This window comes from Flavobacterium reichenbachii, from assembly GCF_002217435.1.
Lineage (GTDB): Bacteria > Bacteroidota > Bacteroidia > Flavobacteriales > Flavobacteriaceae > Flavobacterium > Flavobacterium reichenbachii.
The window spans coordinates 1-26,158 of sequence record NZ_MUHF01000007.1 but is presented as its reverse complement, the minus strand read 5'-3'; the positions used below and the strand labels follow the sequence as shown (position 1 = coordinate 26,158).

28 protein-coding genes and 1 tRNA gene are annotated in these 26,158 nt (G+C 31.2%); 13 read left to right on the top strand and 16 right to left on the bottom strand.

Features of this window, described 5'->3' with window-relative positions; genetic code table 11:
- Window positions 1–35: 35 nt before the first annotated feature.
- Together B0A68_RS06910 and B0A68_RS06905 are read right to left on the bottom strand one after the other, a co-directional pair.
- A complete protein-coding gene (locus B0A68_RS06910; protein ID WP_035682642.1) occupies window positions 36–1,013 on the bottom strand; it encodes a M20/M25/M40 family metallo-hydrolase in 978 nt (325 codons plus the stop codon).
- 125 nt (window positions 1,014–1,138) lie between these two features.
- Window positions 1,139–2,281: an acyl-CoA dehydrogenase gene (locus B0A68_RS06905; RefSeq protein ID WP_035682644.1), complete on the bottom strand. Its 1,143-nt coding sequence runs from the start codon at window positions 2,279–2,281 to the stop codon at window positions 1,139–1,141.
- Window positions 2,282–2,763: 482 nt separating this feature from the next.
- On the opposite strand from B0A68_RS06905, the gene B0A68_RS06900 reads away from it, so the two are divergent.
- The 3 genes from B0A68_RS06900 to B0A68_RS06890 all read left to right on the top strand — a co-directional run bounded on the left by B0A68_RS06900 (window position 2,764) and on the right by B0A68_RS06890 (window position 5,962).
- Window positions 2,764–3,339, top strand: coding sequence for a chalcone isomerase family protein (locus B0A68_RS06900; RefSeq protein ID WP_035682646.1), 576 nt, complete (start codon window positions 2,764–2,766; stop codon window positions 3,337–3,339).
- A gap of 142 nt (window positions 3,340–3,481) precedes the next feature.
- Window positions 3,482–4,708 (top strand): Glu/Leu/Phe/Val dehydrogenase dimerization domain-containing protein, encoded by a 1,227-nt coding sequence (locus B0A68_RS06895; protein WP_035682649.1) that lies wholly within the window; start codon window positions 3,482–3,484, stop codon window positions 4,706–4,708.
- A 351-nt stretch (window positions 4,709–5,059) separates the two neighbouring features.
- Complete coding sequence (locus B0A68_RS06890; protein ID WP_035682651.1) at window positions 5,060–5,962, top strand: energy transducer TonB; 903 nt, start codon at window positions 5,060–5,062, stop codon at window positions 5,960–5,962.
- Window positions 5,963–6,330: 368 nt separating this feature from the next.
- On the opposite strand, the gene B0A68_RS06885 is transcribed toward B0A68_RS06890, so the two are convergent.
- The gene (locus tag B0A68_RS06885; protein WP_035682654.1) at window positions 6,331–6,726 is read right to left on the bottom strand and encodes an ExbD/TolR family protein; all 396 of its coding nucleotides are present in this window, start codon (window positions 6,724–6,726) and stop codon (window positions 6,331–6,333) included.
- 3 nt (window positions 6,727–6,729) lie between these two features.
- Window positions 6,730–7,425 carry a MotA/TolQ/ExbB proton channel family protein gene (locus B0A68_RS06880; protein ID WP_035682656.1) on the bottom strand — a complete coding sequence of 232 codons (696 nt, stop codon included), beginning with the start codon at window positions 7,423–7,425 and terminating at the stop codon, window positions 6,730–6,732.
- 132 nt (window positions 7,426–7,557) lie between these two features.
- On the opposite strand from B0A68_RS06880, the gene B0A68_RS06875 reads away from it, so the two are divergent.
- On the top strand, window positions 7,558–8,784 hold the full coding sequence (locus B0A68_RS06875) for a bifunctional folylpolyglutamate synthase/dihydrofolate synthase (protein WP_035682658.1): 1,227 nt from the start codon (window positions 7,558–7,560) through the stop codon (window positions 8,782–8,784).
- Window positions 8,785–8,962: 178 nt separating this feature from the next.
- Window positions 8,963–9,037: transfer RNA gene (locus B0A68_RS06870), tRNA-Val, on the top strand.
- 357 nt (window positions 9,038–9,394) lie between these two features.
- Here B0A68_RS06870 and B0A68_RS06865 read toward each other — a convergent pair.
- From B0A68_RS06865 to B0A68_RS06845, 5 genes are all read right to left on the bottom strand, one after another.
- Window positions 9,395–9,997 (bottom strand): NAD(P)H-dependent oxidoreductase, encoded by a 603-nt coding sequence (locus B0A68_RS06865; protein ID WP_035682661.1) that lies wholly within the window; start codon window positions 9,995–9,997, stop codon window positions 9,395–9,397.
- Window positions 9,998–10,025: 28 nt separating this feature from the next.
- Window positions 10,026–11,156 carry an aldo/keto reductase gene (locus B0A68_RS06860; protein WP_240475234.1) on the bottom strand — a complete coding sequence of 377 codons (1,131 nt, stop codon included), beginning with the start codon at window positions 11,154–11,156 and terminating at the stop codon, window positions 10,026–10,028.
- A gap of 104 nt (window positions 11,157–11,260) precedes the next feature.
- Window positions 11,261–12,142, bottom strand: coding sequence for a helix-turn-helix domain-containing protein (locus B0A68_RS06855; protein WP_035682663.1), 882 nt, complete (start codon window positions 12,140–12,142; stop codon window positions 11,261–11,263).
- Window positions 12,143–12,251: 109 nt separating this feature from the next.
- On the bottom strand, window positions 12,252–13,181 hold the full coding sequence (locus tag B0A68_RS06850; protein WP_035682665.1) for a DUF2268 domain-containing putative Zn-dependent protease: 930 nt from the start codon (window positions 13,179–13,181) through the stop codon (window positions 12,252–12,254).
- Window positions 13,182–13,261: 80 nt separating this feature from the next.
- Window positions 13,262–14,923: a HEAT repeat domain-containing protein gene (locus B0A68_RS06845; protein WP_035682668.1), complete on the bottom strand. Its 1,662-nt coding sequence runs from the start codon at window positions 14,921–14,923 to the stop codon at window positions 13,262–13,264.
- 237 nt (window positions 14,924–15,160) lie between these two features.
- Here B0A68_RS06845 and B0A68_RS06840 point away from each other — a divergent pair, with 237 nt between their 5' ends.
- Window positions 15,161–15,988: a hypothetical protein gene (locus B0A68_RS06840; protein ID WP_035682670.1), complete on the top strand. Its 828-nt coding sequence runs from the start codon at window positions 15,161–15,163 to the stop codon at window positions 15,986–15,988.
- Window positions 15,989–16,104: 116 nt separating this feature from the next.
- On the opposite strand, the gene B0A68_RS06835 is transcribed toward B0A68_RS06840, so the two are convergent.
- The 5 genes from B0A68_RS06835 to B0A68_RS06815 form a co-directional block, all read right to left on the bottom strand.
- A complete protein-coding gene (locus B0A68_RS06835; protein ID WP_035682674.1) occupies window positions 16,105–16,671 on the bottom strand; it encodes an adenylate kinase family protein in 567 nt (188 codons plus the stop codon).
- A gap of 221 nt (window positions 16,672–16,892) precedes the next feature.
- The gene (locus B0A68_RS06830; RefSeq protein ID WP_089069708.1) at window positions 16,893–18,026 is read right to left on the bottom strand and encodes a nuclear transport factor 2 family protein; all 1,134 of its coding nucleotides are present in this window, start codon (window positions 18,024–18,026) and stop codon (window positions 16,893–16,895) included.
- 45 nt (window positions 18,027–18,071) lie between these two features.
- A complete protein-coding gene (locus tag B0A68_RS06825) occupies window positions 18,072–18,536 on the bottom strand; it encodes a nuclear transport factor 2 family protein (protein WP_089069707.1) in 465 nt (154 codons plus the stop codon).
- A gap of 85 nt (window positions 18,537–18,621) precedes the next feature.
- Window positions 18,622–19,686 (bottom strand): helix-turn-helix domain-containing protein, encoded by a 1,065-nt coding sequence (locus tag B0A68_RS06820; RefSeq protein WP_089069706.1) that lies wholly within the window; start codon window positions 19,684–19,686, stop codon window positions 18,622–18,624.
- A 178-nt stretch (window positions 19,687–19,864) separates the two neighbouring features.
- Window positions 19,865–20,200, bottom strand: coding sequence for a hypothetical protein (locus B0A68_RS06815; protein ID WP_123947486.1), 336 nt, complete (start codon window positions 20,198–20,200; stop codon window positions 19,865–19,867).
- 118 nt (window positions 20,201–20,318) lie between these two features.
- On the opposite strand from B0A68_RS06815, the gene B0A68_RS06810 reads away from it, so the two are divergent.
- The 4 genes from B0A68_RS06810 to B0A68_RS06795 all read left to right on the top strand — a co-directional run bounded on the left by B0A68_RS06810 (window position 20,319) and on the right by B0A68_RS06795 (window position 23,123).
- Window positions 20,319–20,846, top strand: a complete 528-nt coding sequence (locus B0A68_RS06810; protein WP_089069704.1) for a hypothetical protein — start codon at window positions 20,319–20,321, stop codon at window positions 20,844–20,846.
- A gap of 125 nt (window positions 20,847–20,971) precedes the next feature.
- Entirely contained in the window at window positions 20,972–21,415 is a 444-nt protein-coding gene (locus tag B0A68_RS06805; RefSeq protein WP_089069703.1) for a hypothetical protein, read from the top strand.
- 25 nt (window positions 21,416–21,440) lie between these two features.
- Window positions 21,441–22,370 carry a hypothetical protein gene (locus B0A68_RS06800; protein ID WP_089069702.1) on the top strand — a complete coding sequence of 310 codons (930 nt, stop codon included), beginning with the start codon at window positions 21,441–21,443 and terminating at the stop codon, window positions 22,368–22,370.
- Between the two features lie 21 nt (window positions 22,371–22,391).
- Entirely contained in the window at window positions 22,392–23,123 is a 732-nt protein-coding gene (locus tag B0A68_RS06795; RefSeq protein ID WP_089069701.1) for a YARHG domain-containing protein, read from the top strand.
- Between the two features lie 63 nt (window positions 23,124–23,186).
- On the opposite strand, the gene B0A68_RS06790 is transcribed toward B0A68_RS06795, so the two are convergent.
- Both B0A68_RS06790 and B0A68_RS06785 read right to left on the bottom strand, forming a co-directional pair.
- Window positions 23,187–23,600 (bottom strand): hypothetical protein, encoded by a 414-nt coding sequence (locus B0A68_RS06790; protein WP_089069700.1) that lies wholly within the window; start codon window positions 23,598–23,600, stop codon window positions 23,187–23,189.
- A 6-nt stretch (window positions 23,601–23,606) separates the two neighbouring features.
- Window positions 23,607–23,804 (bottom strand): hypothetical protein, encoded by a 198-nt coding sequence (locus tag B0A68_RS06785; RefSeq protein WP_089069699.1) that lies wholly within the window; start codon window positions 23,802–23,804, stop codon window positions 23,607–23,609.
- Window positions 23,805–24,103: 299 nt separating this feature from the next.
- Between B0A68_RS06785 and B0A68_RS06780 the strand changes: the two genes are divergently transcribed.
- From B0A68_RS06780 to B0A68_RS06770, 3 genes are read left to right on the top strand one after another with little or no spacing between them, the layout of a single operon-like run.
- Window positions 24,104–24,616 (top strand): hypothetical protein, encoded by a 513-nt coding sequence (locus tag B0A68_RS06780; protein WP_123947485.1) that lies wholly within the window; start codon window positions 24,104–24,106, stop codon window positions 24,614–24,616.
- 55 nt (window positions 24,617–24,671) lie between these two features.
- Entirely contained in the window at window positions 24,672–25,073 is a 402-nt protein-coding gene (locus B0A68_RS06775) for a DUF1801 domain-containing protein (RefSeq protein ID WP_089069697.1), read from the top strand.
- Window positions 25,074–25,130: 57 nt separating this feature from the next.
- The gene (locus B0A68_RS06770) at window positions 25,131–25,706 is read left to right on the top strand and encodes a Zn-dependent protease (RefSeq protein WP_089069696.1); all 576 of its coding nucleotides are present in this window, start codon (window positions 25,131–25,133) and stop codon (window positions 25,704–25,706) included.
- Window positions 25,707–26,158: the final 452 nt, after the last annotated feature.

Sequence of the window (26,158 nt, the reverse complement as noted above, 5' to 3'; positions counted from 1 at the left end):
GAAACAAAAATAAGCAAAACCCTCAAAACGAATCGTTAATTATTCATGGTAATTTCTTGTGTTTTTGAATTTGCCATTTCAGTTACCGCCGGTAGAAACTCCTGAATAAAAGAAGTCATGTGTGCAATATCCATTACTTTAAACTCATCTGAAACATGATGATAAAAGTCAAAATTTTCAAAATCAAAAGTACTTACCGACTGACATGGTTTTTTGAAAACATCATAAAAAGAATAGTTATCAGATCTGTAAAACAATTTATATTCGGCTTCTTTTGGTAAAAACCCAATTGTTTTTTTTCCGGTGTACTGGTTTATTTTATCTGCCATATTCGATTTATCAAACCCTGTAATGTAAGCCAGATAATCCCTTTTCATGGGCACGCCAATCATTTCAATATTCAGCTGGGCATATAAATTAAAATTTTGGTTTTTAAGTTTCTGCACTAAACTTTTAGATCCTAACAGTCCTTTTTCTTCTCCGGCAAAAAACACAAAAAGAATACTTCTTTTATTTGATTTTGTTTCGCTGAAATATTTTGCCATTTCTGCAACTGCCGTTACTCCAGAAGCATCATCGTTTGCACCGTTATTTACAACATCTGCCTGCTTTGTTTTTTCTAATCCGATATGATCATAATGAGCACTCAAAACTATAAACTCTTTTTTAAGCTCGGGATCGCTGCCTTCCAGAACACCTACAATATTATACGCTGGTGTTTTAAAATTGGTCAGTGTATCTCGATACGTTTTAAAATAGGGTTTTACATTGTTTTTCTTCAAAAAGTCTTCCAGAAAAACGGCTGCTTTTTCGATTCCCTTTGTCCCGGTTTCACGTCCTTCCAATTCATCAGAAGAAAGATATTTTAAAAAATCCGAGACATGAGATTCCTTCACTTTATAGCTAATCTCTAACGGTTTTGCAGTAGATTGTGCCGCTTTTTCATTTACAGCAGAAGTACTGGATTTACAGGCAAAAAAAACAAACGGAAGTAAAAAGTAAAGTGTTTTCATAAAAATCTGGTTGGTTAAAATAGTTCAACTTAAGTTATGGTTCTGAAAATTAACAAAAATAATCAACAAAAAACCCCTTTCATCCTAAAAAGACTGAAAGGGGTTTGTATTTATGGAGTTAAAATTTATCCTGCAATAACTGATCTGGAAATCACAATTTTCTGAATTTCAGAAGTTCCTTCGTAGATCTGTGTAATTTTAGCATCACGCATAAATCGCTCAACGTGATATTCTTTTACATAACCGTTTCCGCCATGAATCTGAACTGCCTCAACAGCCGTATCCATTGCAACTTGCGAAGCAAATAATTTTGCCATCGCACCAGAGACATCATAATTTTTATGCTGGTCTTTATCCCAAGCTGCTTTCATACACAAGTGGCGTGCAGCTTCTATATTTACAGCCATATCTGCCAGTTTAAAAGCGATTGCCTGATGATTGCAGATTTCTGTTCCAAAAGCTTTGCGCTCTTTAGAATATTTTAATGCTAATTCGTAAGCTCCAGAAGCAATACCCAAAGCTTGAGAAGCAATACCAATACGTCCTCCCGCTAGAGTTTTCATTGCAAATTTAAATCCGAAACCATCTTCTCCGATTCTATTTTCTTTGGGAACTATGACATCACTAAACATTAATGAATGTGTATCTGAACCGCGGATTCCCATTTTCTGTTCTTTTGGACCCACAGAAAAACCAGGCATATCTTTGGTCATAATCAGAGCATTGATTCCTTTATGCTTTAATTCTGGATGTGTTTGTGCAATTACCAAATAAACAGAAGCCGTATTTCCGTTTGTAATCCAGTTTTTTGTTCCGTTTACCACATAATGATCGCCCATATCTACGGCAGTCGTTTTTTGTGAAGTTGCATCACTGCCCGCTTCTGGCTCACTTAGGCAAAAAGCGCCATGGATTTCTCCTGAAGCTAAACCTGGCAGATATTTTTGTTTTTGCTCTTCTGTACCATATTCTTGTAATCCCCAGCAAACTAATGAATTATTTACAGACATTACTACAGAAGCAGAAGCATCGATTTTAGAAATTTCTTCCATAGCGATTACATAAGAAATAGCATCAAGACCACTTCCTCCATATTTTGGGTCAACCATCATTCCCATGAATCCCAGCTGTCCCATCTTTTTTACTTGCTCTGTTGGAAAAGTTTGATTTTCGTCACGTTCAATAACACCAGGCAGCAATTCGTTTTGAGCAAAATCTCTTGCAGCTTGTTGAATCATTAAATGTTCTTCGGTAAGATTGAAATCCATAGTCTTAAGTTTTATTGTTTTTCTAAACCAATTTTTAATTCAAATTAGTTTTGCGGTTTATTATTTTTGTTTTTTGAATTACCTGATTTTTAAAAAACAGGCTTTCAAAGATAATTTTTAAAAGCGAAAATAACAATGCATGCATATAAAATTAATAGATCGACAACAATAACGATAACGTTTTCGTAATAATATCAGATTTGAGAGTTTCTGGAAATAATCCTGCAAGGATTTATTTAAAATTTAAGAAGAAAAATTTCGTTTTAAAAGTTATAATTACAAAAAAACTCACAATTATTAAACTCAAAAGATTAAACAAATCTTAAAACACGTAAATCTACGTAAAACAAGTCTTATTAATTTGATTATTAAAACAATACATTTGAATAAATATCAATTCTAAGAAAAAAAAGTTACTTGTAAATCAATTAATATTAATAAATTAACATTAATTTTGCCCAAAAATTATAATATTGATAAACATGAAAAAGATATTACTCCTGTTATTATTTCTTTTGAATATACAATTTTCGACAGTTTCTGCGCAAGCTACACTAGAAGTAAATGGTGTAACTGTTCCTAGAAAAATTGATTTTCAAGATAAAGTCCTTCAGCTAAATGGTGCCGGCGGAAGATCAAAAATGTGGTTAGAAGTTTATGTTCAGGCTTTGTATTTATCACAACTAAGTCAGGACCCTCAATTTATTATTGACAGCGATACCGAAATGGCTATTCGTATAGAAATTACCTCTTCTATGGTTTCTTCAAGCAAATTAACAAAAGCGATGAATGCCGGTTTTGAAAAATCTGCTGGAAGTAATTTTGAAGAATTGCGACCGAGAATTGAAGAGTTTAAAACCTTATTAAGCGACGCTATCAAAGAAAAGGATGTATTTGTTCTGGGCTACAATCCTTTGGACCAATCTATTTATGTCATTAAAAATGAAGTGGTAAAAGGGAAAATTTCTGGATTTGATTTCAAAAAAGCATTATTCGGAATCTGGCTTTCTAACAAACCTGTTGACGAAACTTTAAAGAAAAATTTACTAGGAATGTAATTTTTAAATTTACAGTATATACTAAAGCCGAAAACCTTTGTTTTCGGCTTTCTTTTTTTTCATAAAATAAAATTGCTTCAAAATACATTATTCGCATTATTCTATTTTATACATTTACGCAAACTAAACATATCCTAACAAAATGAAAGATTTATTACAGCAATTTGAAAATAAAGCACCTGAAATTGTTTTTAACTGGAAAGATTCTGAAACAGAAGCCGAAGGATGGACGGTGATCAATTCGCTTCGCGGAGGAGCAGCCGGCGGCGGAACGAGAATGAGAAAGGGATTAGATATGAATGAAGTTTTATCACTTGCTAAAACAATGGAAGTTAAATTTTCTGTTTCCGGACCAGCTATCGGCGGTGCAAAATCAGGAATTAATTTTGACCCTAATGATCCTCGCAAAAAGGGAGTTTTACAGCGATGGTACAAAGCCGTTTCTCCTTTATTAAAAAGTTACTACGGAACTGGCGGCGATTTGAATGTTGATGAGATTCACGAAGTAATTCCGATGACGGAAGAATGTGGTGTGTGGCATCCTCAGGAAGGTGTTTTTAACGGACATTTTAAACCAACCGAAGCTGACAAAATTAATAGAATTGGGCAATTACGTCAGGGAGTTATAAAAGTAATCGAAAACCCGACGTTTTCTCCAGATGTAACCCGCAAATATACAGTTGCCGACATGATTACCGGTTTTGGCGTTGCTGAAGCTGCACGTCACTTTTACGCCACTTACGGCGGTGATATAAAAGGCAAAAAAGCCATTGTTCAGGGTTTTGGAAATGTAGGTTCAGCAGCAGCTTTCTATTTGGCAGAAATGGGTGCAAAGGTTATCGGAATTATTGACCGCGACGGCGGACTCATTAAAGAAGAAGGTTTTTCTTTTGAAGAAATTAAAACTTTATTTTTAAATAAAGACGGAAATAAATTAGTGGCCGAAAACATGATTCCGTTTGAAGAAATAAACACAAAAATATGGACTATAGGTGCTGAGATTTTTACGCCATGTGCTGCTTCGAGACTGGTAACTCAAAACCAAATTGACAGCTTAATCGCAAACGGATTAGAAGTAATCTCTTGCGGCGCTAATGTTCCTTTTGCAGATAAAGAAATTTTCTTTGGTTCTATTATGGAAGAAGTGGACAGTAAAGTAAGTCTGATTCCGGATTTTATTTCAAACTGCGGAATGGCAAGAGTTTTTGCTTATTTTATGGAGAAAAAAGTTCAAATGACCGATGAAGCTATTTTTAACGACACCTCAGAAACTATCAAAAAAGCGATTGTTAAAGCACACGCTTTGAGTTCCTCAAAAACAAATATCAGCGCAACTGCTTTTGAAATTGCATTGAAACAATTAGTATAATTCTAATTATACTTTATTATAAGACGAGCCAAATTATCATTTGGCTCGTTTTTTTTTATCGCTACATTTAAACTGGACTAAAGTCCAGCTCTACAATACAATTTGTTCCTTCGGAACTGCTATGAAGTTTAGCTTATCTTAAAGTTCAAAATTAAAAATTTGTAACCTACGACTTGCGACTTTTCAATATTAAAAAAATAGATTGTGTGCTTTGCGTAAATCTTTGCGAACTTTACGGTTAAACCCTTTCCTACTTCAACGCTTAAATTGTTTAGCTCTCTTTGTTTCTAAACAATTTTTAGTACTTTTAAACGTTTTTATTTTAATACAATTACAAAATTCAGAATCAAAATGAGCGCAGCCATTTCGTCAGATAAAAAGAAATCATTATTAATCTCTACTGCTATATATGCCGTAATTCTAGTATTGCTGTTTTTTATACGTTTCTGGCCTCCTTATAATCCAGAGAATAATTCGGCACTTGCGAGTGGCGGCGGCGGCGGCGGTGTAACGGTAAATTTTGGTGATAGTGACTTGGGTTCTGGAGCAAATTATAAAAGTGAAGTTTTAGACGTAAAAAATAATGCAAAGCAGACTCCTGCAAAAGCAACTCCCGATGAAGCAATTCTTTCTCAGGAAAACACAACTGACGAAGACGAAAGTGTTATTGTTCCTGTAAAAGAAAAACCAAAAAAAAATACTCCTGTTGAAAAACCTGTAACAAAACCTGTTCCTGAGAAACCAAAAGTTTCGAATTCAACAAATGATGCTTTATCAAGCATATTAAAAGGATCTAACAAAGGCGGCGACGGTGATGATAAAGTTGCAGGAAATAAAGGAAAAGCTAATGGTAGTTTAGGTTCTAACGGTTATTATGGAACTGGCGGCTCTGGCGGAGGAACCGGAGGCGGTAACGGTACTGGAAATGGAATTGGTACCGGAAGCGGTTACGGAGCAGGAAGTGGAGGCGGTTCGGGAGGCGGTTCTGGTTATTCTCTCGGAAACAGAAAGGCATTATCTAAACCTGCACCAAAATATAACTGTAATGAAGAAGGAAAAGTTGTAGTTGAAGTTACAGTTGACCAAAACGGAAAAACAATAAGTGCTACTGCTGGAATTAAGGGAACAACCAATACTGCCAGCTGTTTATTGGAACAAGCAAAAATTGCAGCTTTGAATACAAAATGGTCTCCAGACGACAACGCAGTTGCTAAACAAGTTGGAAAAATTATTTATAATTTTAGCTTGAATTAAAATAAGGATTTTACAAATTAACATAAATAAAAAAAGGCTTTCTGATGAATTTCAGAAAGCCTTTTTTAGAATTATTTTGTTTAGTTTGTCATTTCGACGAATGATAAATCTTCGCCAGTAATTCCGTAAAGAGAATCCAATCTTTGTCGAGTTCCTCGTGGAGGTTTCTCTTTCGTCGAAATGACATACTTTATGGCTGCTTTTCTTTTCTTCTTTACTCTTTCTTCTTTACTCTCTTTTTCCGCGTGAGGGATAGGAGCTGGCTACCGAAGTAGCGCGGATAGCCCGACCGTAATAAAAAAATGGGCTTATCAACGTTATGCTGATTAGCCCATTTTATTTATTGTGGTCACGCCCTGCTTATTTTCTTACTTAGGACTGGTAGCAATTACAAACTTCAAATTGTTCTTTACTCCTATCTGCAGCACATCGACTAAATCCTGAACTTGTAAATTAAACGGAATACGAACTACAACGGTCTGCTCTTTGTCTGCTCCAATTTTTGCCATTAAAGAAGTTTCCAGGTTTTCAAAATCAACTGGTTCTTTGTCGATATAGAATTTTTTATCTTCGGTAACAGACAAACTTATAAGTTGTTTGTTTGTTTTTTCATTTGCCTTGGCTTTTGGCAAAGTCATCTTAATAACATTAGGGTTTGCGAGCGTTGAAATAATAAGAAAAAACAACAACAGGAAAAACATAATATCACTTAAAGACGAAGTTGCTACTTCGGCATGAAATCTTCTTTTTCTCTTAATAGACATAGTTTATGCTCTTTGAATTATATTGACAAATTCTAATATTTGCTTCTGAATTTTTAAAGCAAAATCATCAATTTTTCCGTTCAGTAAATGGTACGCACTATAAGCAATAATACCTACAATAAGTCCAGAACCAGAACTGATCATTTTTTCGTATAAACCTCCAGAAATGTTTCCGATACTGATGTTTTCTGTAACCGAAATACTGTAGAAAATCTTGATAACTCCCGAAATAGTTCCGATAAATCCTAGTGTTGGTGCAATACCGGCAATAAGTCCTAAATGGCCTAAACGTCTTTCCATTTCACCAATTTCAATATCTGCTGCACGATCCATATTAGATTCGATTTCAGCAATTGGCCTTCCGATTACTAAAACTCCTTCTTTTAAAATATTTCCGGCAGCGGTATTACTTCTTTCTACAATTGTTCTTGCTAATTCAATATTTCCAGAGTTCAATTTATCTCCCACATCCTGCATCAATCTGCTGTCAATTTTAGATGCTTTGCTTATGTACAAATAGCGCTCAATAATTACATAAAACGTATAAAATAATAAGATTGCGATTGGAATCAGGAAGAAACCTCCTTTTAAAATAAATCCTAAAACAGAAATCTCTGTATTGGGTGCGATTTTTTCGATAACCACATTAGAAGCGGCGTTTGCAATGGTATCCGTTTGTGCCTGAATAAAATTAAACATATATTAATTCTTGTTTTTAATAATTAATTCTAAAAAATATTTGAAATTTGCAATAAAGATAATTTTCGCTGTAATATTAAACTACAAAAATCGAATTTTATTTCAATCAACAACCTTTTTTATCCAAAATAAATGAACTATCAAGAGACGACAAACTGGATGTTTAATCAGCTTCCGATGTACCAGCTTCAGGGTGCTTCTGCTTACAAAGAAGATTTAACCAACATTAAACTGCTGGCGGCGCATCTTGGTAATCCGGAAGACCAATTAAAATGCATTCATGTTGCGGGAACAAATGGAAAAGGCTCTACTTCTCATATGCTGGCGTCGGTGCTTCAGCAATCAGGATATAAAGTCGGATTGTACACTTCGCCGCATTTAAAGGATTTTAGAGAACGAATTAAAATTAACGGCAAAGAAATTTCTGAAGAGTTTGTTATGGAATTTATAGCCAAACATAAATCTTTCTTTGAAGCGAATGACATGAGTTTCTTCGAAATGTCGGTTGGATTGGCTTTTGATTATTTTGCAAGCGAAAAGGTTGATATTGCTATTATTGAAGTTGGTCTTGGCGGAAGATTGGATGCTACAAATATTATTACTCCGCTAGTTTCAGTAATTACGAATATTGGTTTAGATCATACTCAATTTTTAGGAAATACAGTGGAAGCAATTGCGGGAGAAAAAGCTGGAATTATTAAACCCAAAATTCCTGTTGTAATTGGCGAATATACAGATGAAACAAAACCGGTTTTTTTGGCTAAGGCCGAAGAAAATAAAGCGCCGATTTATTTTGCTTCTGATTTGATTGATCAGATTTATTTATCGGACTTGATTGGAGATTATCAGTTTCACAATAAAAAAACGGTGCAGCAGACGATTTCAATTTTAAACAATGAAACTGACTTTAAAGTTTCGACTGAACAATTAAAAGAAGGATTATTGCACGTTGTGAAAAATACGGGTTTGCAAGGCAGATGGCAGCAATTGGGTGAAAACCCAAAAATAATTTGTGACACTGCACACAACAAACACGGATTATCGGTTGTGATGAATCAGCTGAAAAACGAAAAATACGAGAAACTGCATATTGTTTTGGGTGTTGTAAATGATAAAGATTTGGATTCTATTCTGCCTTTGTTTCCAGAAGACGCTCAATATTATTTCTGCAATCCAGATTCTTCACGAGCTTTGCCAGCAGAAACTTTACAATTTGAAGCAAAAAAACATGATTTAATTGGAGAAAAATACAATTCTGTTACCACAGCTTTCGCGGAAGCGAAGAAAAATGCTTCGGAAAATGATTTTATTTACGTTGGCGGAAGCACTTTTGTTGTTGCCGAACTGCCTTTGAACTAAAATATACTTTTGATATAGAAAAAACTTCAAAAAAATCATTTTAATAACAAATTCATAAACAGCAAGATATAATCTATTTTAAAAAAAGTTTTATTTTTTATTAGATTTTCTTTGCAGAACTCAAAAACTAGCGTATATTTGCACTCGCAATCACAAACGATAGCAACCTAGTAAAATAGGGCGATTAGCTCAGCTGGTTCAGAGCACCTCGTTTACACCGAGGGGGTCGGGGGTTCGAACCCCTCATCGCCCACAAACTTCCAAAAACTCCAAAGTCATTTGATTTTGGAGTTTTTTTTATTTTACAAAATCATAGAATTCATTGTTTACATTTTATTTGATCATGATCAAAAGTTGGGGATTATGCAAAAAGAGGATCAAAACAAAAAAGTGTGGAGTTATATTAATTTTAACCGCAAAGTACACTAAGGTTTGATTTTACTTTACGCATCGAAAACACAAAGTTCGCAAAGCTAGATCAACAGAAGCTTTGCGAACTTTATGTTTTTTTAAACCACTCCTATAAAAATTTCAGCGCACTTTGCGGTTAAACTTATTCTTAATTTTATAGTTCAACAGATTTCATTGGTTCGAATCCTCAAGATTAATTTTATCTTTGTCCACCCATAATTTCTTCTAAACGTTTAGGGTAATTTTCTAAATCTTTAGCAATATCCCCATCTTTAAAAATATCAAAACAGTTATACTCTTTTAAAATTTCCGCGCCACAAAAACGATAATTGCTTGTAATATTCAAAAATAAATCTTCTGTTCCTTTTCCTTGCATTAAAGACTGCAGAGGATTGCCAAAACTTTCGGCTGGTGCATTAAAAGTAGCACAAATCATAAACTTTTTGCCTTGCATTTTTCCGCCTGTCCCGTATTGTTTTGTCAAATCTTCTCTTGTTCTTCCGTCGCCTGAAAGAAATTTTTGACTCTGTAATCCGCTGTTAAAAACTTCATCTACATATTTTTTATAAATCCAGGGCGCACCAAACCAATTGACAGGTGTTTGCAGAATGATAATATCAGCTTGGAGATGTTTTTCTACTTCTTCATCTGCATCGTAGCCATTTTCTATTTGAGTTTCTAATACTTCTAATCCTTTTGTTGTAAAAAAATCTTTAGCTTTTTGAATAAAAGAATTGTTCAATGTTCCTTCTGACCAGCCTTGATAAGTTAAATGTGTATTGATTAATAATACTTTTTTCATCTTTACTATAATTTCTAAAGTTTTGTAATTAAATCGTGTAGTCAATTGAACTCATATGTGCTTCTCCCATACGGTCGCCGTAGACAGGGAATTTTGTAAAACAGATTTCTATACTTTGAATATCTTCTTTTGTTAAATTAATTTTTGATGCTCCAAGGTTTTCCAATATATGTTCTTCAGTGCGAGTGCCGGGAATTGGAACGATATTGGGGCTTTTAGCAAGCAACCATGCCAGGGCAATTTGAGCTGGTGTTGCATTCTTTTTTTTAGCATAATCCTTTAGCCACTCTATCATTGGCATGTTTAATGGTAAAAATTCTTTTGAAAAACGAGGAAAACCTGCGCGGAAATCTGATGCTTTGTCGAATTTTGTAGTTGTGTCGTATTTACCAGTCAAAAAACCAGCACCGACAGGAGACCAAGGCACGAATCCGATTCCTAAGTCTTCACAGGTTTTAAGCACTCCATTTAGCTCAACATTACGCGTCCACAATGAATATTCTGACTGTACAGCAGTTACTGTTTGAACAGCATGTGCGCGTTGAATTGTTTTTGCACTTGCTTCAGAAAGCCCAAAATGCAAAACTTTGCCTTGTTGGATAAGCTCTTTAATTGTACCTGCAACTTCCTCGATTGGCACGTTCGGATCAACTCGATGTTGATAATATAAATCAATATGATCGGTTCGGAGACGTGTAAGCGATTCTTCAACAACTTTTTTGATTCGTTCTGGTCTGCTGTCCAGTCCAACAGTACCATCGATCGCGAAACCAAATTTTGTCGCAATCTTAACTTCATTACGAAAAGGCTGAAGCGCTTCGCCAACCAGTTTTTCATCTGTATAAGGACCATAAACTTCTGCTGTGTCAAAAAAACGTACTCCATTTTCAAATGCGGTGCGTATCGTTTTAATAGATTGTTGATGATTTGCAGGTGGGTTGTAGTTACCAACCATATTCATGCATCCAAGACCGATTTCTGAAACTTCCAGAGTCCCTAATTTTCTTGTTTTCATGTTGTTTGTTTTATTCTCGTTAATTTGTTTTGAATATGATGAAGTATTCGTTGCTGACAATAAATTTGGTAAAATCATTAAGCCTGCGCCAGCAAGTGCCGTTTGCTGAATAAATTTTCTTCTTGAATTTTCTTCGCCTTTCATCTTTTAATTTTTTATGATACAAATTTAGATTTCACATAAAGAATCAAAGGAAACGGATCACTAATAAAAAGGAAACAAATTACGGATAACAAAAAACGCCCTCTTTATGATGACGTTTTGGTATTGATCTGGACAAGTTTCAATCTGTATTCTTTCGGAGTGAGATTGACTTGCTTTTTGAAGAATTTTGAAAAATAATTGGGATATTCAAAGCCTAATTCATAAGCTACTTCTGCAGTTTTCATTTTAGGATTCTGTTCTAAAAGTTCTTTCGCTTTGCTGATAACAAATTCATGAATAGTTTCAAGTGGAGATTTTTGAGTAAAATGTTTTACAATATCACCCAAATAATTAGCGGTCAGCCCTAACTTATCTGCAAAATATTGAACATTTGGAATTTGAGAAACAGGTTGATTGTAATAATCAATTAAACTTTGTTGAAAATCGGATATGATATGATTGTATTGTTTAGGATCTGTAGAAAATTGTCTTTTGTAAAATGCTTCCACTAATGAAACCAAAACATTTACATAAGAAAGTATAACGGCAAAATGTTTTTTATCGCTTTCATAATATTTTATCATTAATTTAAAAACTGCACTAATTTCTTCTATTTCCTCTTCTGTCAAATACAATGCTTCGTGTTGTCCATAGTCTAAATAAGTTTTAAATAAAAAACGGTTTTCCTCAATTATTTTTTTGGAAAGCTGTAAGTACATTCCAGTGTAGGTTGGTTCAACGTCCCAGCCTGTTGTCAACACTAATTCTGGACTATTAAAAAATACAGCATTAATTGGTTTGTCTGTAGGTGCGATTTTACTCTTAAAATTTATTTTGATCGAAATTCTGTAAAAATCAACCATTACAGCTTCTGATTTCAAAAGCATGTTTGGCGGATCGTAATATCCCACGTCAATGTCATTATCCAATGGTTTGTTCAAGCCAATGTAATCATTGTACGATTTGAAGTCTGTAAAAAGTTTCATTTGTAGTTTGTTTTTTGTGAAGAAAACTTCAGATCAATTTCTTGCAGTCATTAAATTATAATGATAAAACAAAATATTATATCTGTGTACCAGAAATTAAGAGTTTCTTTTATTTAAAGAATTCGTCATACTTTTCTTTTTTTGATTTTTGATACTTTTCAATATATACATCCAAAAAGCCGCTTTGCTTTAAAAATTGCATTGGGTCATTTATATTTAGTATTCCTTCAATTGCTTTTTGTTTGTCTTTCTGTTTATTAAAATAAGATTCTATTATTTTATAGCCCATCCAATATCCTAAATCATTTGGTCTGTCATCTTTTTTAGAGGTTTCATATAACCAATCTTTATGATCAGCATTTTTTAATCTCGCTGTAAATTCCTGGCATAGTTTATCGAGGTTTTGTTCTCCGTATTTATATGAAAAACTATTTATTGATTCTCCTGAAGTAAGTTCACCGATAAAATCTGCGCCGCCTTCAAGCAAACACCATTTCAAAAGTACATCTTTACCTTTTATATTTTGTTGATAGTGAATAAGTTCATGAGCGATTAAACCCGAAACTCCATCCAGATTTTTGAGCATTTCAGTTCCAATAATAATTCCTTCAGGAGAAGAAGTTCCTCCAGAATTAAATCTTCCATAAACAAAATAAATTGGAGGGAATTTTGCATTTGGATACCAATATTTTAATGCGCTGTAAATTGCTCTTACTCTTTTTTCCTTAGAAGAAATACCGTCTAAAACATTTCTCGAAAGTTCATAATCTGCTTTTCTTTTCTTCACAACAGCAAAAAGAGAGTCTGCATTAATTATTCTGTTTTCAGTAAATCCTTTAACGCCCGGAGAGCCTTTCTGCATATATTCAAGAAAAGGATTTTGTTTTGATTTCTCCATTTTATCAAATGCTTCCCAAAAATTTTTTGAATCTTTTGTTTCAAAAACTGCATTCAAAGGATTGTCTGAGAAATTACTTTGTCCAAAAATAAAATTAGAAAAAACAATAAACAGTGTAGTAAAAACTAGGCTTGACTTCATGTACGATATTATTTAACGCTTTTTTTAATACCTTAAAACAGGCTTTTAATTAAATGGAATTAAGAAAACTTATATGTTATTTAATTCCACTTTTTTAATAATTCATTTGCAAGTTCTTTTACAACTTCTTCATCACTATTCAGAAATGTTTTGATTTCCTTTTTTGCTTTTTCTCCCTTAACCATTGCCAATGCTTCCAGATATATTCTTGAATTTAAGTCACTTTCTTTTCTCGTTTCTTCACAAACTTTAATCAACAAATCGACTGAATTCTCATCTTTTAATCTTCCCAATCCTAATGCAGCATGATATCTCATTGAAAAATCTGACTTCTCATTTTTTAGAATTTTTCTAAAAAGTTCTTTATGGTTTTCTAATGGATAATTTGACAAATATTCTATTGAGCTCCTTTCCCAATCCAGATTTTTACTGCTGTTTTTATATATTTTTTCAAATGTGATTTGCTGATTGTTTATATTATTTTCAACAAGCAAATCTACTAAAGCAGTTGTTCTATATTCTTCATCATTTATTAAGCCCGGCAAAAGATCAATTACTTTTTGATTTTTATTTCCCTTTAGTGCAACGGTGCTCCAATATCTTATAGAAGAGTTTTTGTGTTTTAAGAAGTCAATTAAAATATTCGTGCTTTCAATATCATTTCTACTTTGCAACGCTCTTAATAATTCTTCGATTACCTTTTCGTTTTTGCATTCTTTTAAAGTATTTTGAATATTCGGTAATAATTCGTCTGAATAAATCAATTTATTATTTGGAACTGAAAAATAATAATCATCTGAAATTTTATTTGTTTTTAGTAATTCTAACCAAAACTTTAAATTCTCAAGTTTGTTCGATTCAAAAAAACAATCTAATAAATCATCTGAAATGCTGTCTTTTTTAGCTGTTAATGATTTTAAATACTCAACATCACTGTTTGTTGGACTTTCGGCTAAAGCTTGTAAAGCAATTTTTCTTGTTTTATCATTGTCTAAAAATGGTTTAAACGTTTCTAGTAAATTCCCGATTTGAAGTTCTTTTACAGTATAAATTGCATATCCTTTTATGTTTATATCCCAATTTTTAACCGCGTCTAAAACAATTTTCTCTGTCTCAGGATTTTTTCCAGTTTGTGATAAGGTCTGAACTGCTAAAATTTTGGCTTTTAAATTTTCACTATTGTATCTTTTGTATGCTGTTTCTTGTAAACTTTTTTTGTCTAGTTTAAAAAATAAAGGCAGCATATGCGCATCACCAAAATTTTCGTTTTCTACTAAAAAATCAAATAGTTCAGTAGTATGTTTCGTTTTTAAATTCAATAATGACATTCCGCACCAAACTAAATTCCCTTTTTCTTTCTCTGATTTTAATCTTTCAAGTAACTGTTCTTCTTTTGATAAATCATTGGAAGTACCAATTATTAAATATGAAAATAAACGTTGAAATGAATTTTCTGAATTCAATAGTTTATCAATGTTATCGATATATAAATTGTCATTTTTGAAATCATTTAAAGGAAAGTTTCTTAAAGTTTCTCCCTTTAAATTTGATGTTAATTGAGTAATACCGCTTTGCGGGGTTAAAAGTTGCGGGTATTTTAAAAATAAATTATTTAACTTTTCTTCATCAAATGTTTTATCTAGAGACAATTTAAAATCAACTTTAAAATTTGTTAGATCCTGAGAGTGAACTTTTGCAAAAAAAATCAAAAGAATAATTGTAATAATGAGTTTTATTTTCATTTTTTTGTGAAATGGGTTTATATAAATTAACTTTATTTAAAACTAAGATAACTAATATCTTTATTGTACAATCGTATAACTTTAACTTAATAATCTATTCGAAATCTTTATGTCTTGCTGACCTCAATACGAGCAAAAAGACTTTTAAGAATTTAACGTAAATATTTTATTCCTTTTTTTTTTAATTCTCGATATTTGCTTTTAAGGCTTGATATAATCAATAAGCTTGTTTTTACTATGATTCCACTTAAAAAAGACTTCGAAAGCATAAAATATTGTCATTTAACAATACAAAAGAAATTTGTTGAATTTTTATTGACAGAAATGACAAATCCAGATTATGATTCACTGGATAATGAAGTGATTTCAAAGAAATTAAATTTTATAAACGAACTAATCCCTCTTTACTTCGAAATCATTAACCAAAAATTCAAATCAATAGAAAAGATTGAGTCTTTGTTTTACCAATACTACAATACAACGTCTGTATTTAAAACCATAATTGAATCTACATTCGTAAATACATTTAGCAAATTTTCTAAAATAGCAATTTCGTGGGATTATGAACTGGATATAGAACCAATAGAAAGATATATAAGAATTGTAGATAAAATACCTTTTACATTTCCTTCAAATAATGATTCATTAAAAAGAGAAAGATATTCAAACACCTCTGATAATATATTTAATGGATTATCCCAAGAATACAATTCACTGATTTTAGAAAGAGATAATCCGAACATTCTTTCTGTTGGAATTTCTAATAGTTATGCCAATATTAATCTGCCAAAAGTCTACGATATAATTTTTGATACAAGAGACTTGTCAAAGTTTATTGAACAAAAAACCATTGTAAAGTGTGCTTATAATTATAGAGTTCTTTTTCATATGGATTTATGGAGAGGACATCATTCTCATTGTTTAATTGAGGTTATTGGAGACATTCCTGAAATATTTGATGAATTACCTCAAAATGGCACCAAAGAACATAAAGGAATTGGACTTTGTACAAAATATGATTGGGAATTTATAAAAGAAAGAAATCAATCTTTATTATTTTTTTAATCCTGCAAAAATAGCTCGTAAACAACTTGATAAGAATCACAAAAAAACTCCATTATTTCTAATGGAGTTTTTTTGTGATTAATCCGATCGGAAGAATCAATTTTCAAAATCTGGAATTAAATCAGACTTGCTTTTATTCTTTCCGTAATTTCATCAATGGTTCCGAGGCCATCAAAAGTCAACACTTTGATTTTCGATTTCATATATTCAATGGCGGGTCTGGTCGATTCTTCAAAAACATCTATTCGTTTTATATGAATTTGAGGATCCTTGTCGTCTTTTCTGTTAGAAGTTTCAGCTCTTTTTTTAGCTCTAATCAATAATTCAGATTTTGGAACTTCAATATTTAAAACTTTTCCAATTTCCATGTTTTTTGATTTAACCAACGTAATTAAATCTTCTACTTGAGGTTTTGTTCTCGGATATCCGTCTAAAATTATTCCGGCTTTAGATTTGTTATCGTCCAGTACTTTACTAAAAAGGTCTTTCATTATAGAATCTGGAACCAAGTCTCCCTTTTCTTCATATTCAGACATTATTTTTCCTATTTCGGTTCCGTTTTGTTTTTCTTCTCTGCATTTATCTCCAGTAGAGATATGTTCAAAACCCAGAAGTTCCTTTAATACATCACATTGCGTTCCTTTTCCTGAGTAAGGCGGTCCGGTTATTATTAGTATTTCCATTTATGTAAATTATTTTTATACTTGTTTTTTTCAGATCGTTTAATTCAGGCGAATATAAGAAATATATGCAGTACAATTAATTGATATTTCCTTTAAATCCTTCAAAAAAAAGTTTGCAAACAGGTTTTTAAACAACCCAAAAACTCCATTATTTCTAATGGAGTTTTTTTATGCTTTGTCTGTAATTTTAAGCTCGAGAATAAATCACACTAAAATGCTGTTTATTTCTTTTCCTGTTTTGGCAGCTCTATCCAACTGTAACTTTTATGCACTATTTTCCAGTTGCCTTCGTATTTAAGCAGTAAAAAATAATCTGTAAAGCGACGCCAATTTGGTATTAGGATTTCAGCTTTTGCAATTGCCGCATCTTTTTCAATATCTATTGAAATAATATTTCCTATTCGATTCGTTTTTTCTCCAGCTTTTATATCAGAAATATATTTTTCTCCAGAACGTGTCCACAAGGTATCTTTTGCAACAGTGTATAAATTAAATTTTGGATGAAAAGCTTTTCTCAATCTTTTTGGTTCGCCATTGGCAGTGCCTTCAATATAATCAAGCAATACCGCTCTAATTTGCTCTAAATCATTTTTTGCAGCTGCATTGGGTTTAAAGTTATTATCTAAAATCTTTATTATTTCTTCTGCCACTTTAGGAGCAGAACTCGGGTCTTGTCCCGTCACAAATCTCCCATCGACAATATAAAAAGCATCTCCACCATTTTTAGAATACACAAAATTGCCTTGATTATTTTTAATTGCTTTGTCTATTGCAAACGGAAACGTTTTGTAATATGCTGCATTTCGATTTTCAAATTCATCAGGATAACCCGTAATTTTTCTTCCGGTATACAGAGATTTTCCTTTTTCGTCTTTTAAATACGTAATTCCGGCAGTTCCATGACAAATCGCTGCAACAACTCCATTTCTGTTATAAATACTTCTTGCAATTTTTTGAATAGCCTGATCTTCTGCTACGCCATACATTGCGGCACCACCGCCAGTGTAAAAAATTACCGAATAGTTGTCAGAAATAATTTCATCGGGTTTCCTGGTATGCTCCAACTTATCCATAAACCAGCCATCGTATAAATACTTTTTTTGCAGACTGTCAGATGCATTAATGTAACCAATAGGAATTGCACCGCCTTTCGGACTAACAAAATCAACACTATAACCGGCTTTTATAAAGGCATTATAAGGAACAATAATTTCTTCAAAATGATTGGCGGCGGTAATTTTGGTGTTTCCGTAAAAATCCTGATTTGAAGTTACAAATAAGATTTTATTTTGAGCATAAATATCTGAAGGATACAAACCAATAAGAATAAGAAATAAGACTATTATTTTATTCATTTATTTAAAATTATGAGGGTTATAATTAAAAGAAAAAGAATTGTTTTATTCCTTTGGTTTAGCTGTTACTGCTTCGACTGTTTTATGAGGTGTTCTGGCTGAGATTTTGTCTACAATAAACCAGCCTTGATTGGTTTTCATGAGATGAAAATAATCTACAAATAAAAGTCTTGAAGTGCTGATTTCGACCTTTGCCATCGCTGCGCCGTTTGTTACATCAATAAATACAATGCGCCCAGACCAATTATTAGATCTGGTATACGGAGCTTTATAACCAGAAAGATATTTTGCTTTAGTGACAATGTTAAGTTTGTTTTCCTCCAAATATTTCAGCTGCCAAGAGTTATGAAACGACGAACCCACCTTAACAGAATCGCCTGTCGCCTGCCCGTCTATGTATAAGTTTAAGGTTTTTTCAATCAGATGCCAATCATTTTCCGCATCGGTTTGTTGGGCATTTACATTTAAGAAGAAAAAATTAAGGGTAATAAATAAAAACACTTTTCTCATTTTTTAAAATTTTAAATTATTAATAATGAGTGTAAATGTCCAGAATCAGAATATTGGAAAGGTTTTAATTTATAAAATAGAACTCTTAATTTATATTGTCAAACTCGCTTTTGAGTATCTTTTTTGAATATGATTTTTGATATTCTGCTGGAGTTGAGCCGGTTATTTTTTTAAAAGCAGTAAAAAAACTAGATTTTGAATTAAAACCACTATCGTAACCTAAACTTTCTAATGTAAAGTTTTTTTCGGTTTCTAATAACCTTTTTGCTTTTTCTATTCGATACTCTTTAATGAGATTTGAGAAAGATTTACCCAAAATTTCATTTACATACTGAGATAATAAGTGCTTTGTTACTTTTAGTTCTTTAGCCGCTTCTTCAAGACTAAAATCTGGATTAAGATAAAGTTCTTTTTGAATAATTATGGATAGCTTTTGGCCGATTAAATCCTGCATGCCTAAATCTATTTCTTTGTTTTTGTATTTTTCCTTTTCCTGGTAAAAATTATTCTCGTTGCTATTTCTAAAAATTAAAAGCAAAACAATTAAATACAAAATAAATGTAAACGATAAAGCTCCAACAATATAAGACGTATAGGCTGCGGTAGTGTAAGCTGCCCATATAAATGCAACTCCCAGAAAAATGCTAAGAAACCAAACCTCTAATTTTTTTAAATTTTCTTTGGCTTTGAGTTTTTGAATAATCGGCTGTATGTATCTAAAAGACAATATTATATAAACAAACCATTGAAAATATATTACCCTTACAATCCAGCAGCTCCAAATTGACTTATGCTCAACGTAAGGATAAAAAAAGCCTAAAACTGTTATTGCTGCCAAATAAGGCAATACATGTTTTATCCAATTTCGGGGCTTACTGTCAGTATATGATTTTAAATATAAAAAAAGAAACGGACCGATGAGAACACACGCAGAAAGTCCGATTTGTATAAAAATATTGGATAAGTTAGGATTAAAATAGAAAAAAACGGACTTAATAATTCTAATACTTAATACGAGCAGTAATAGGGACAAAAAATAGTTAGCAAAAATTTTCTTTTTAGCATTTACGGCAAAATATAGTGAAAGTATAAAACCATTAAAAGCCCCTAAAGCGCTAAGAAAGAAAAGCAGCTGGTTTGATTCTATCATTATTAGTTTAATTAATAGTTGTTGAAATATTAATTCTCAGTATTTAAAAAGACGTTACTTTTTAGTGACTTAGCAGAATCAGTTTATTTTTCTCCGAGCGAATATAAGAAATATTTTTTCTACAATTTTTTTACCTTTTTCCTAAATAAATTGTTATTATTTCTCAATGTAATCAAGTCTAAATGTCTTTAATATAATTTATAATAACTCCAAGTATTAATAAAACTATTATTGTTGTAAAAACCAGAATTACTTCTCTTCTAATTGGTTCCCAAATCAATTTACCATTTATTTTATTGTATATTGAAATAATAATTAATGCCGCAACAGATAAATATAATGTCAATACTGCTGTTATAACCGAAATGTAATTAATTGCAAAGGAAGAAATAACATCTGTTGCCAATGTCATACAGCAGCAAATCAATAACAAAGAAATTGAAATGTATTGTAAAATTCTTACGATGAATTTTATCGTCTTAAAATCTTTTGGATACTTAATAATATCTTTCATAATAAGCTTTTTATTGTCTAATATAAGTAACATTTTCGTTAGAAACTTTTGAAATTGAAATAAAGTAACAACACCAATAAGCAAAAAAGACTATTTTTAATTTTTAAAATGAGTCATCTTGAAAAACATTACAGAAGAAACACTACAAGAAACCTTAAAAGAAGCTGCCTCTGCTTTAATAGCAATGGCAGGAAATTCCTGCTGGAATAACATTTCTCAAAATACCACCTATATAATTTCTGAAATCGTTAGTGACGGACAGAATTTTTTTGACAAGAGAATTACAAGAAAAAAAGCAACCGAAAGAAAAACACCAAAATCACTAGAAGAAATAGTAATTGAATTAAGGACTTTATATAAAGATTTTTATGATCTTAATTTTTACATCTATAAAAGCTCAAAGGATAATACAATTATTGAAATCCAATATTATTCGAAGTTATCACTAAATCCCGATTTTTACGAAACAGTTAAAGATAATGAGCCTTTATTACATTATAAAATCGGAATTCCACCCTATGCAAGAGATAAGAAGAAATACGATGTCAACTGGGAATTGGGCGGCATTCGGTACAATTGGAATACATTTTTGTATCGGCTCAAATTTAAATATAAGTTCAGAAAGAGGTTAAAAAAATATAGCTAAACGCTTTGGAAAAATTCTACCCACAAATTAATTCATATATTCGTTATAAGAAAACTCTTTAAAAGCATTGATTCTTATCAGACTCCAAAACCCGGAGTATTAATTAAACAAGCATAAAATCTTTTATGAAAAACATTATTTTATTTCTTTTCTTACTATTTACCAGTGCAAATTTATTTGCTCAGGATTTTGACAAACTAAAACTTAAAGAAGAACAGATCCCTAAAGATTATTCTCTGACCGAAAAATCTAAATGTATCTCAATACAGGCGTGCACATTTTACAAAAACCCTGATATGTATGCTGCTTTTATTGGAAAAGTAAAACATAAAGAAATTCAAAATTTTGAAAATAAAAAAGATGCCGGAAGCATCATGTATTTTGAATTTGAAAATGATTTTCAAATGCAGGGTTTCCTCGAAGGATTGCTTTGGGGCGGAAAAAAATCTAGTCCGGAACATCCGGAAGAATTTTTCGTGTCAAAGAATATATTAATTATATGGAGTTTATCTCAAAAGAGTCCGCTCAAAGAAATATCTAAAACCAAAATTGAATTAGAATTAAAGTAATATTTGCAATTTTAGATTGACTAATATGCCAGAAATAAAAGAGCACATCAAAACACAATCAGAATTGATAGTAAAAATGTTTAAAGAAGATGGATTTAATGTTGATGAAACAATAAGCAGCATTATTGAAATAGATCGTTTCTTGGATGAAAACACAGAAAATGGCGAGCCTAAAAAAGATGGGCGATTGCATGGTGTAGATTTTAAAACTATTCTTTTTTCGATTGGCTCGTATCTTGGCGAAATAATAATAAAAAATGTAAATGGCGCTCAATGGATAACCAATGATCAAGAACTGCAAGATGGAGATTTGTTATTAAAATTACCAAATGGAATAGAAATCAAACCTGTCCAAAAAGTTATAAAACGATTTCAAAACGGAAAAAGCGAAGCAGTCTATCCTTATGTTTATAACCTTGTAAAAGATTTTATAAATGAGCCTTTTAAAATAAACGCCACACTTCCTAAGTACCGCAAAGTAAACTTTGAAAAGATTAATATCAGAAAAATAGATTCTAAAAATTATAAATTAAACGAAGATTACATCTTTTCTTATGATTTTTTCGGCCACCATACCGACAATATATCTAGCGCAGGAATATACATTAATCTAATTTTTGAGTGTAAAGTTGATATAAGCTTTCGCAAAAAAAATCTAGAAACAGTATCAAGACAATTTGAATGTGAAGTACCCACTGAAATTAAAAGTAAGCTTTCAGAAATATTAAATCTTGATTACATCACGTTAAAACATTATTATTCGCATATTTTCCTTGAAGGTTTTAGTACAAAGGATTATGTTATCAATCACAATGGTGTTTCTCACAATGCCAGTATAGGAACTTTGCTAAAAAAACTGGAAGCTGAAAATGACTCTGAAAAATTATTTTTTGATTTGACTGAACTTATAAAAAAATGGCAGGAAGAAATTTATCACGAGTTATCAAATCAATAGAAACGCATTATCATAAAACAAATGAAAAGAATTCTAATACTATTTTTATTTTTTAATCTCATTAAAGGTAATGCACAAATATTAAAAGACTGCTCTACATGTGCTGTAAAAATCATTAAAACAGAAGAAATTAAAGATTTAAGCATAGATGAAATAAGATTATTATCTAATGAAATTTTTGCCAGAAATGGCTATGAATTTGAGAACTCTAGATTTCAAAATTATTTTCAAAGTCTTCCTTGGTACAAATCAAAAGGCAATAATAAAAATATTGTTTTGAAAGATATAGAAAATCAAAACATAAAAGTACTGCAAGAACAAACAAAGCTGTTAAAAGCCGAGCAAAATGAAATTATAAAGCAGCTTAAAGAATTTAAAAATTTAGTTTTAGCCAATAAAATTGACGATCTTAAGCTAAAATTTGGTTTCATTTACGAAGAACAATACGGAAGTGAAAATGCTGTTTTATTAAAAAAAATATTTAGCAAAATTGATCTTGCAGATATTAATTATTATAAAAGTAAAGGTCTAAACAGCGTAACGACAGATAATGGTTTTGTAAAAATTCTTTATGAAATAACTATAGAAAAGAAAGAAATCAACATTTATTACAATTATATGAGTCATTCTAAAATAATTAAAGACTTTGATCAATACACTGATTATCATTCTGAAGAAGAATATATGTATAACTGGCAATTTCAGTTTAAGGGCAACAAACTTAAATTTATAAGATTGGCTATTGCGGGATAATAAAAGCCCCATAAGATGGAGCTTTTATTTATAATATCCGGAAAGAAAATCAGATTTACAGTTTTAATCCATTTTTTTCCATCTCAAATTTTCCAAAAATAAGTTCGCAATTACAGCAATACAAATACAGAAAATAAATATAATCAAATGTGTCTGCCCTAATCGTCGCTGATCAACCACATAAATTATACTCATTGATATAACCAATGAATATAGAAATGATACAATCTTAAATTGTTTATTTCTGAGTATCAAGAATAAGGCATTAGAACCAAATATAACTGCCACAGCCAGCAAAGCTCTATTGTGGCCAAATACTCCTGATAGTAAAATAGTGTAGCTTACTATATAAATAAAAATAAAAAAAAGTATTTCAATAAAAACTCTCGAAAAAACACTTTTTTCGTTGTCTTCAGGCTGAATCTCCTCCTTTTTCTTTTCTGGATCAATTTCTAAAATCTCATCTAAGTTTTTCATTTTAAACTATTTTTGATTTTTATAAAGTACAGCAAAGAATAATACTAAACACAGACTTCCAAATATACCACTTGCGTAATTTAAATAATTAAAAAGTGTAATTCCCATTGGAATTTTTGTCATTTGGTAAAAACCCCAAACGCCTAAAAGCGTTTGTAGTGAAAATGCTATAATAGCTAGTAAAGTGGTATTTTTTAAATTCATTTAATTTTGTTTTGGTTAATATTAATTTGTTTTCCGTGCTAATATAGAATTAATTATATCATGGTAATCATAAAGTAAAAAAAACTATTTTAGTTGTATACAATTACAAAGTTGAACTCAAAATTAATAATTCCAAAAGCATTCATTTTTACGTTTTAATTCCATTATATTAACTTCCAAATAAGCAACCATTTAAAATGTATCGTTTAATACTATTTATACTTCTAATCTCACTAACTGCCAAAAGCCAGAAAAAAGTAAACGGCCTGGAAAAATTAGTTGATCAAACGCGCACTATCATGAGCGAAAAACAGCTGAAAGATTATTTTATATTCACCAGAAGTAATTATTCAATTATTGACCAGGTAACTGTTTCCGATCAAGGGGAAGAAATAAAGCGAGAATCTCAGTCAGCTAATAATTTTCAAGCATACATTTTTTGGAAAGAAAATTCGAAATGTTTTATAAAGCTGGTAAATATGAATTTTGAATATCAGCCTGTTGAAATTAAGGATTGTGAATTCTTAAAATTGGATACTAAAACAATAAATAAAATTTGCAAAGAAAATGTATTACCGCTAATAGAAAGAGATCATGGCAGAGAAGTAATGGTGGACATACCAAATCATTACGATATTAAGTTTTACTTTACTGAAGGAAGTTCGAAGGATTTTCCGGATTTCTATTTAGACGAATTAAGCAAGAAAAATGTGAATTACGCAAAAAATAGTAAACTGCAAATTTTTAAACTATATCAAGCTTGCAAAAAAATAATAGATGAGAATCAAAATAAAATTAACATAAAGCAATAAAAAAGCACTAAAGAAATAGGATCACCAGTATGAATAATGGCTAAATAAAATTATTATGGCAGATAAAAACACTCTATTAGTAACTGAACACATCAATAATATTGAAAATCCGAACAAAGATATTATTCAGAAATTAAGAGAAATTTTTCTGAGTTCAGATCAAGAAATTGCAGAACATATCAAATGGAATTCACCAAGTTTTTTCTACACAGGAAAAATGAAGGAATTTGATCCCAAAGAATACAAACGTGATCTGGCTGTAATTAATTTACATCGTGATAAAATACTAGTCGTTTTTCCAACTGGAAATAAAATTGATGCACAAATTGGCTTAAAAGGAAAAGATTATCCTGACGGAAGAAAGATTGTAGAAATTGAAAGCTCAGAAGACTTATATAAAAAAGAACAATTATTAATTGAAGGTATTAAAAATTGGATTTCGCAGATCGAAAAATAACCATTTGTTTTTAAGAAAGATATTAACTAATTACAAAAGCTGAAGTCAAATTATATCATGAAAAAATTATTTATTATCTGTTTTTTAATCTGTATGTCGTGCACAGAAGAAAAAAAACATTCAAAAGTTATTATTCTACAGCCCTTGGGAAGTTTCGAATCAAAATCTACAAATGAAGTATTAGAAAAAATAAAAAAAATAAATCCAAATGTTATCGTAAGAAAAGCAATAGATTTTCCTTTAAACTCATATTATAAACCAAATAATAGATTTCGTGCCGACAGCATAATAAAGTCTTTAAAAGCCCAAATCGGTGAAGATTCAGTTATTGTAGCACTATCAAATAAAGATATAAGTACAACAAAAGGTAAAATAAAGGATTGGGGCATAATGGGATTGGGTTATCATCCCGGAAGAGCTTGTATTATTTCTAATTTTAGATTGTCTAAAAAAAACAAAAAAGAACAGTTTTACAAAGTCGTCTTACATGAACTTGGTCATACCGAAGGTTTGCCGCATTGCAAAATAAAAACATGCTTAATGAGAGACGCTGAAGGGGGGAATCCAATTGATGATGAAATAGACTTTTGCAAAAACTGCCGTAGTTTTTTGAAATCTAAAAATTGGAAATAATATTTAATTCCCATCTTCTGGATAAAACATTTTAGTAAAAAGAACCTGAAATAAATAAGCAACAATTAAACAAACACCAAACATAATGACACCATCTGCAATACGCTTTTTCCTTGTCATTTTCTTCATCTAGTTCGTTTCTTTCCAGTCACTGTTTGCACTCTTTATTCTGCTGTATTCTCGTCATATCCTGCAACAATAAGTTTTATGATCTCATTTTCCAAGAGATAATTTATCTTTTAAATAATCGCCTCAACTATATCTGCCATTGCTGTTCAGAAAGCTTATTTTTTTTCCATTACTAACGATGATAAAATACCGGAATAATTCTTTTGACTAATATAAATTAGGTACACCTTTTAATTAGAAAATTTTTCTTAAGGTTGTAATAGATTTATTCTTTCTTAAAAGTCTTATAAAACAAAACACCCTGTTTCAGAAGAAACAGGGTG

Bases quoted from the DNA above. Each gene is read 5' to 3' on its own strand.
- B0A68_RS06910 (WP_035682642.1), bottom strand. From the start codon at position 1,013: ATGAAAACACTTTACTTTTTACTTCCGTTTGTTTTTTTTGCCTGTAAA.
- B0A68_RS06905 (WP_035682644.1), bottom strand. From the start codon at position 2,281: ATGGATTTCAATCTTACCGAAGAACATTTAATGATTCAACAAGCTGCA.
- B0A68_RS06900 (WP_035682646.1), top strand. From the start codon at position 2,764: ATGAAAAAGATATTACTCCTGTTATTATTTCTTTTGAATATACAATTT.
- B0A68_RS06895 (WP_035682649.1), top strand. From the start codon at position 3,482: ATGAAAGATTTATTACAGCAATTTGAAAATAAAGCACCTGAAATTGTT.
- B0A68_RS06890 (WP_035682651.1), top strand. From the start codon at position 5,060: ATGAGCGCAGCCATTTCGTCAGATAAAAAGAAATCATTATTAATCTCT.
- B0A68_RS06885 (WP_035682654.1), bottom strand. From the start codon at position 6,726: ATGTCTATTAAGAGAAAAAGAAGATTTCATGCCGAAGTAGCAACTTCG.
- B0A68_RS06880 (WP_035682656.1), bottom strand. From the start codon at position 7,425: ATGTTTAATTTTATTCAGGCACAAACGGATACCATTGCAAACGCCGCT.
- B0A68_RS06875 (WP_035682658.1), top strand. From the start codon at position 7,558: ATGAACTATCAAGAGACGACAAACTGGATGTTTAATCAGCTTCCGATG.
- B0A68_RS06865 (WP_035682661.1), bottom strand. From the start codon at position 9,997: ATGAAAAAAGTATTATTAATCAATACACATTTAACTTATCAAGGCTGG.
- B0A68_RS06860 (WP_240475234.1), bottom strand. From the start codon at position 11,156: ATGAAAGGCGAAGAAAATTCAAGAAGAAAATTTATTCAGCAAACGGCA.
- B0A68_RS06855 (WP_035682663.1), bottom strand. From the start codon at position 12,142: ATGAAACTTTTTACAGACTTCAAATCGTACAATGATTACATTGGCTTG.
- B0A68_RS06850 (WP_035682665.1), bottom strand. From the start codon at position 13,181: ATGAAGTCAAGCCTAGTTTTTACTACACTGTTTATTGTTTTTTCTAAT.
- B0A68_RS06845 (WP_035682668.1), bottom strand. From the start codon at position 14,923: ATGAAAATAAAACTCATTATTACAATTATTCTTTTGATTTTTTTTGCA.
- B0A68_RS06840 (WP_035682670.1), top strand. From the start codon at position 15,161: ATGATTCCACTTAAAAAAGACTTCGAAAGCATAAAATATTGTCATTTA.
- B0A68_RS06835 (WP_035682674.1), bottom strand. From the start codon at position 16,671: ATGGAAATACTAATAATAACCGGACCGCCTTACTCAGGAAAAGGAACG.
- B0A68_RS06830 (WP_089069708.1), bottom strand. From the start codon at position 18,026: ATGAATAAAATAATAGTCTTATTTCTTATTCTTATTGGTTTGTATCCT.
- B0A68_RS06825 (WP_089069707.1), bottom strand. From the start codon at position 18,536: ATGAGAAAAGTGTTTTTATTTATTACCCTTAATTTTTTCTTCTTAAAT.
- B0A68_RS06820 (WP_089069706.1), bottom strand. From the start codon at position 19,686: ATGATAGAATCAAACCAGCTGCTTTTCTTTCTTAGCGCTTTAGGGGCT.
- B0A68_RS06815 (WP_123947486.1), bottom strand. From the start codon at position 20,200: ATGAAAGATATTATTAAGTATCCAAAAGATTTTAAGACGATAAAATTC.
- B0A68_RS06805 (WP_089069703.1), top strand. From the start codon at position 20,972: ATGAAAAACATTATTTTATTTCTTTTCTTACTATTTACCAGTGCAAAT.
- B0A68_RS06800 (WP_089069702.1), top strand. From the start codon at position 21,441: ATGCCAGAAATAAAAGAGCACATCAAAACACAATCAGAATTGATAGTA.
- B0A68_RS06795 (WP_089069701.1), top strand. From the start codon at position 22,392: ATGAAAAGAATTCTAATACTATTTTTATTTTTTAATCTCATTAAAGGT.
- B0A68_RS06790 (WP_089069700.1), bottom strand. From the start codon at position 23,600: ATGAAAAACTTAGATGAGATTTTAGAAATTGATCCAGAAAAGAAAAAG.
- B0A68_RS06785 (WP_089069699.1), bottom strand. From the start codon at position 23,804: ATGAATTTAAAAAATACCACTTTACTAGCTATTATAGCATTTTCACTA.
- B0A68_RS06780 (WP_123947485.1), top strand. From the start codon at position 24,104: ATGAGCGAAAAACAGCTGAAAGATTATTTTATATTCACCAGAAGTAAT.
- B0A68_RS06775 (WP_089069697.1), top strand. From the start codon at position 24,672: ATGGCAGATAAAAACACTCTATTAGTAACTGAACACATCAATAATATT.
- B0A68_RS06770 (WP_089069696.1), top strand. From the start codon at position 25,131: ATGAAAAAATTATTTATTATCTGTTTTTTAATCTGTATGTCGTGCACA.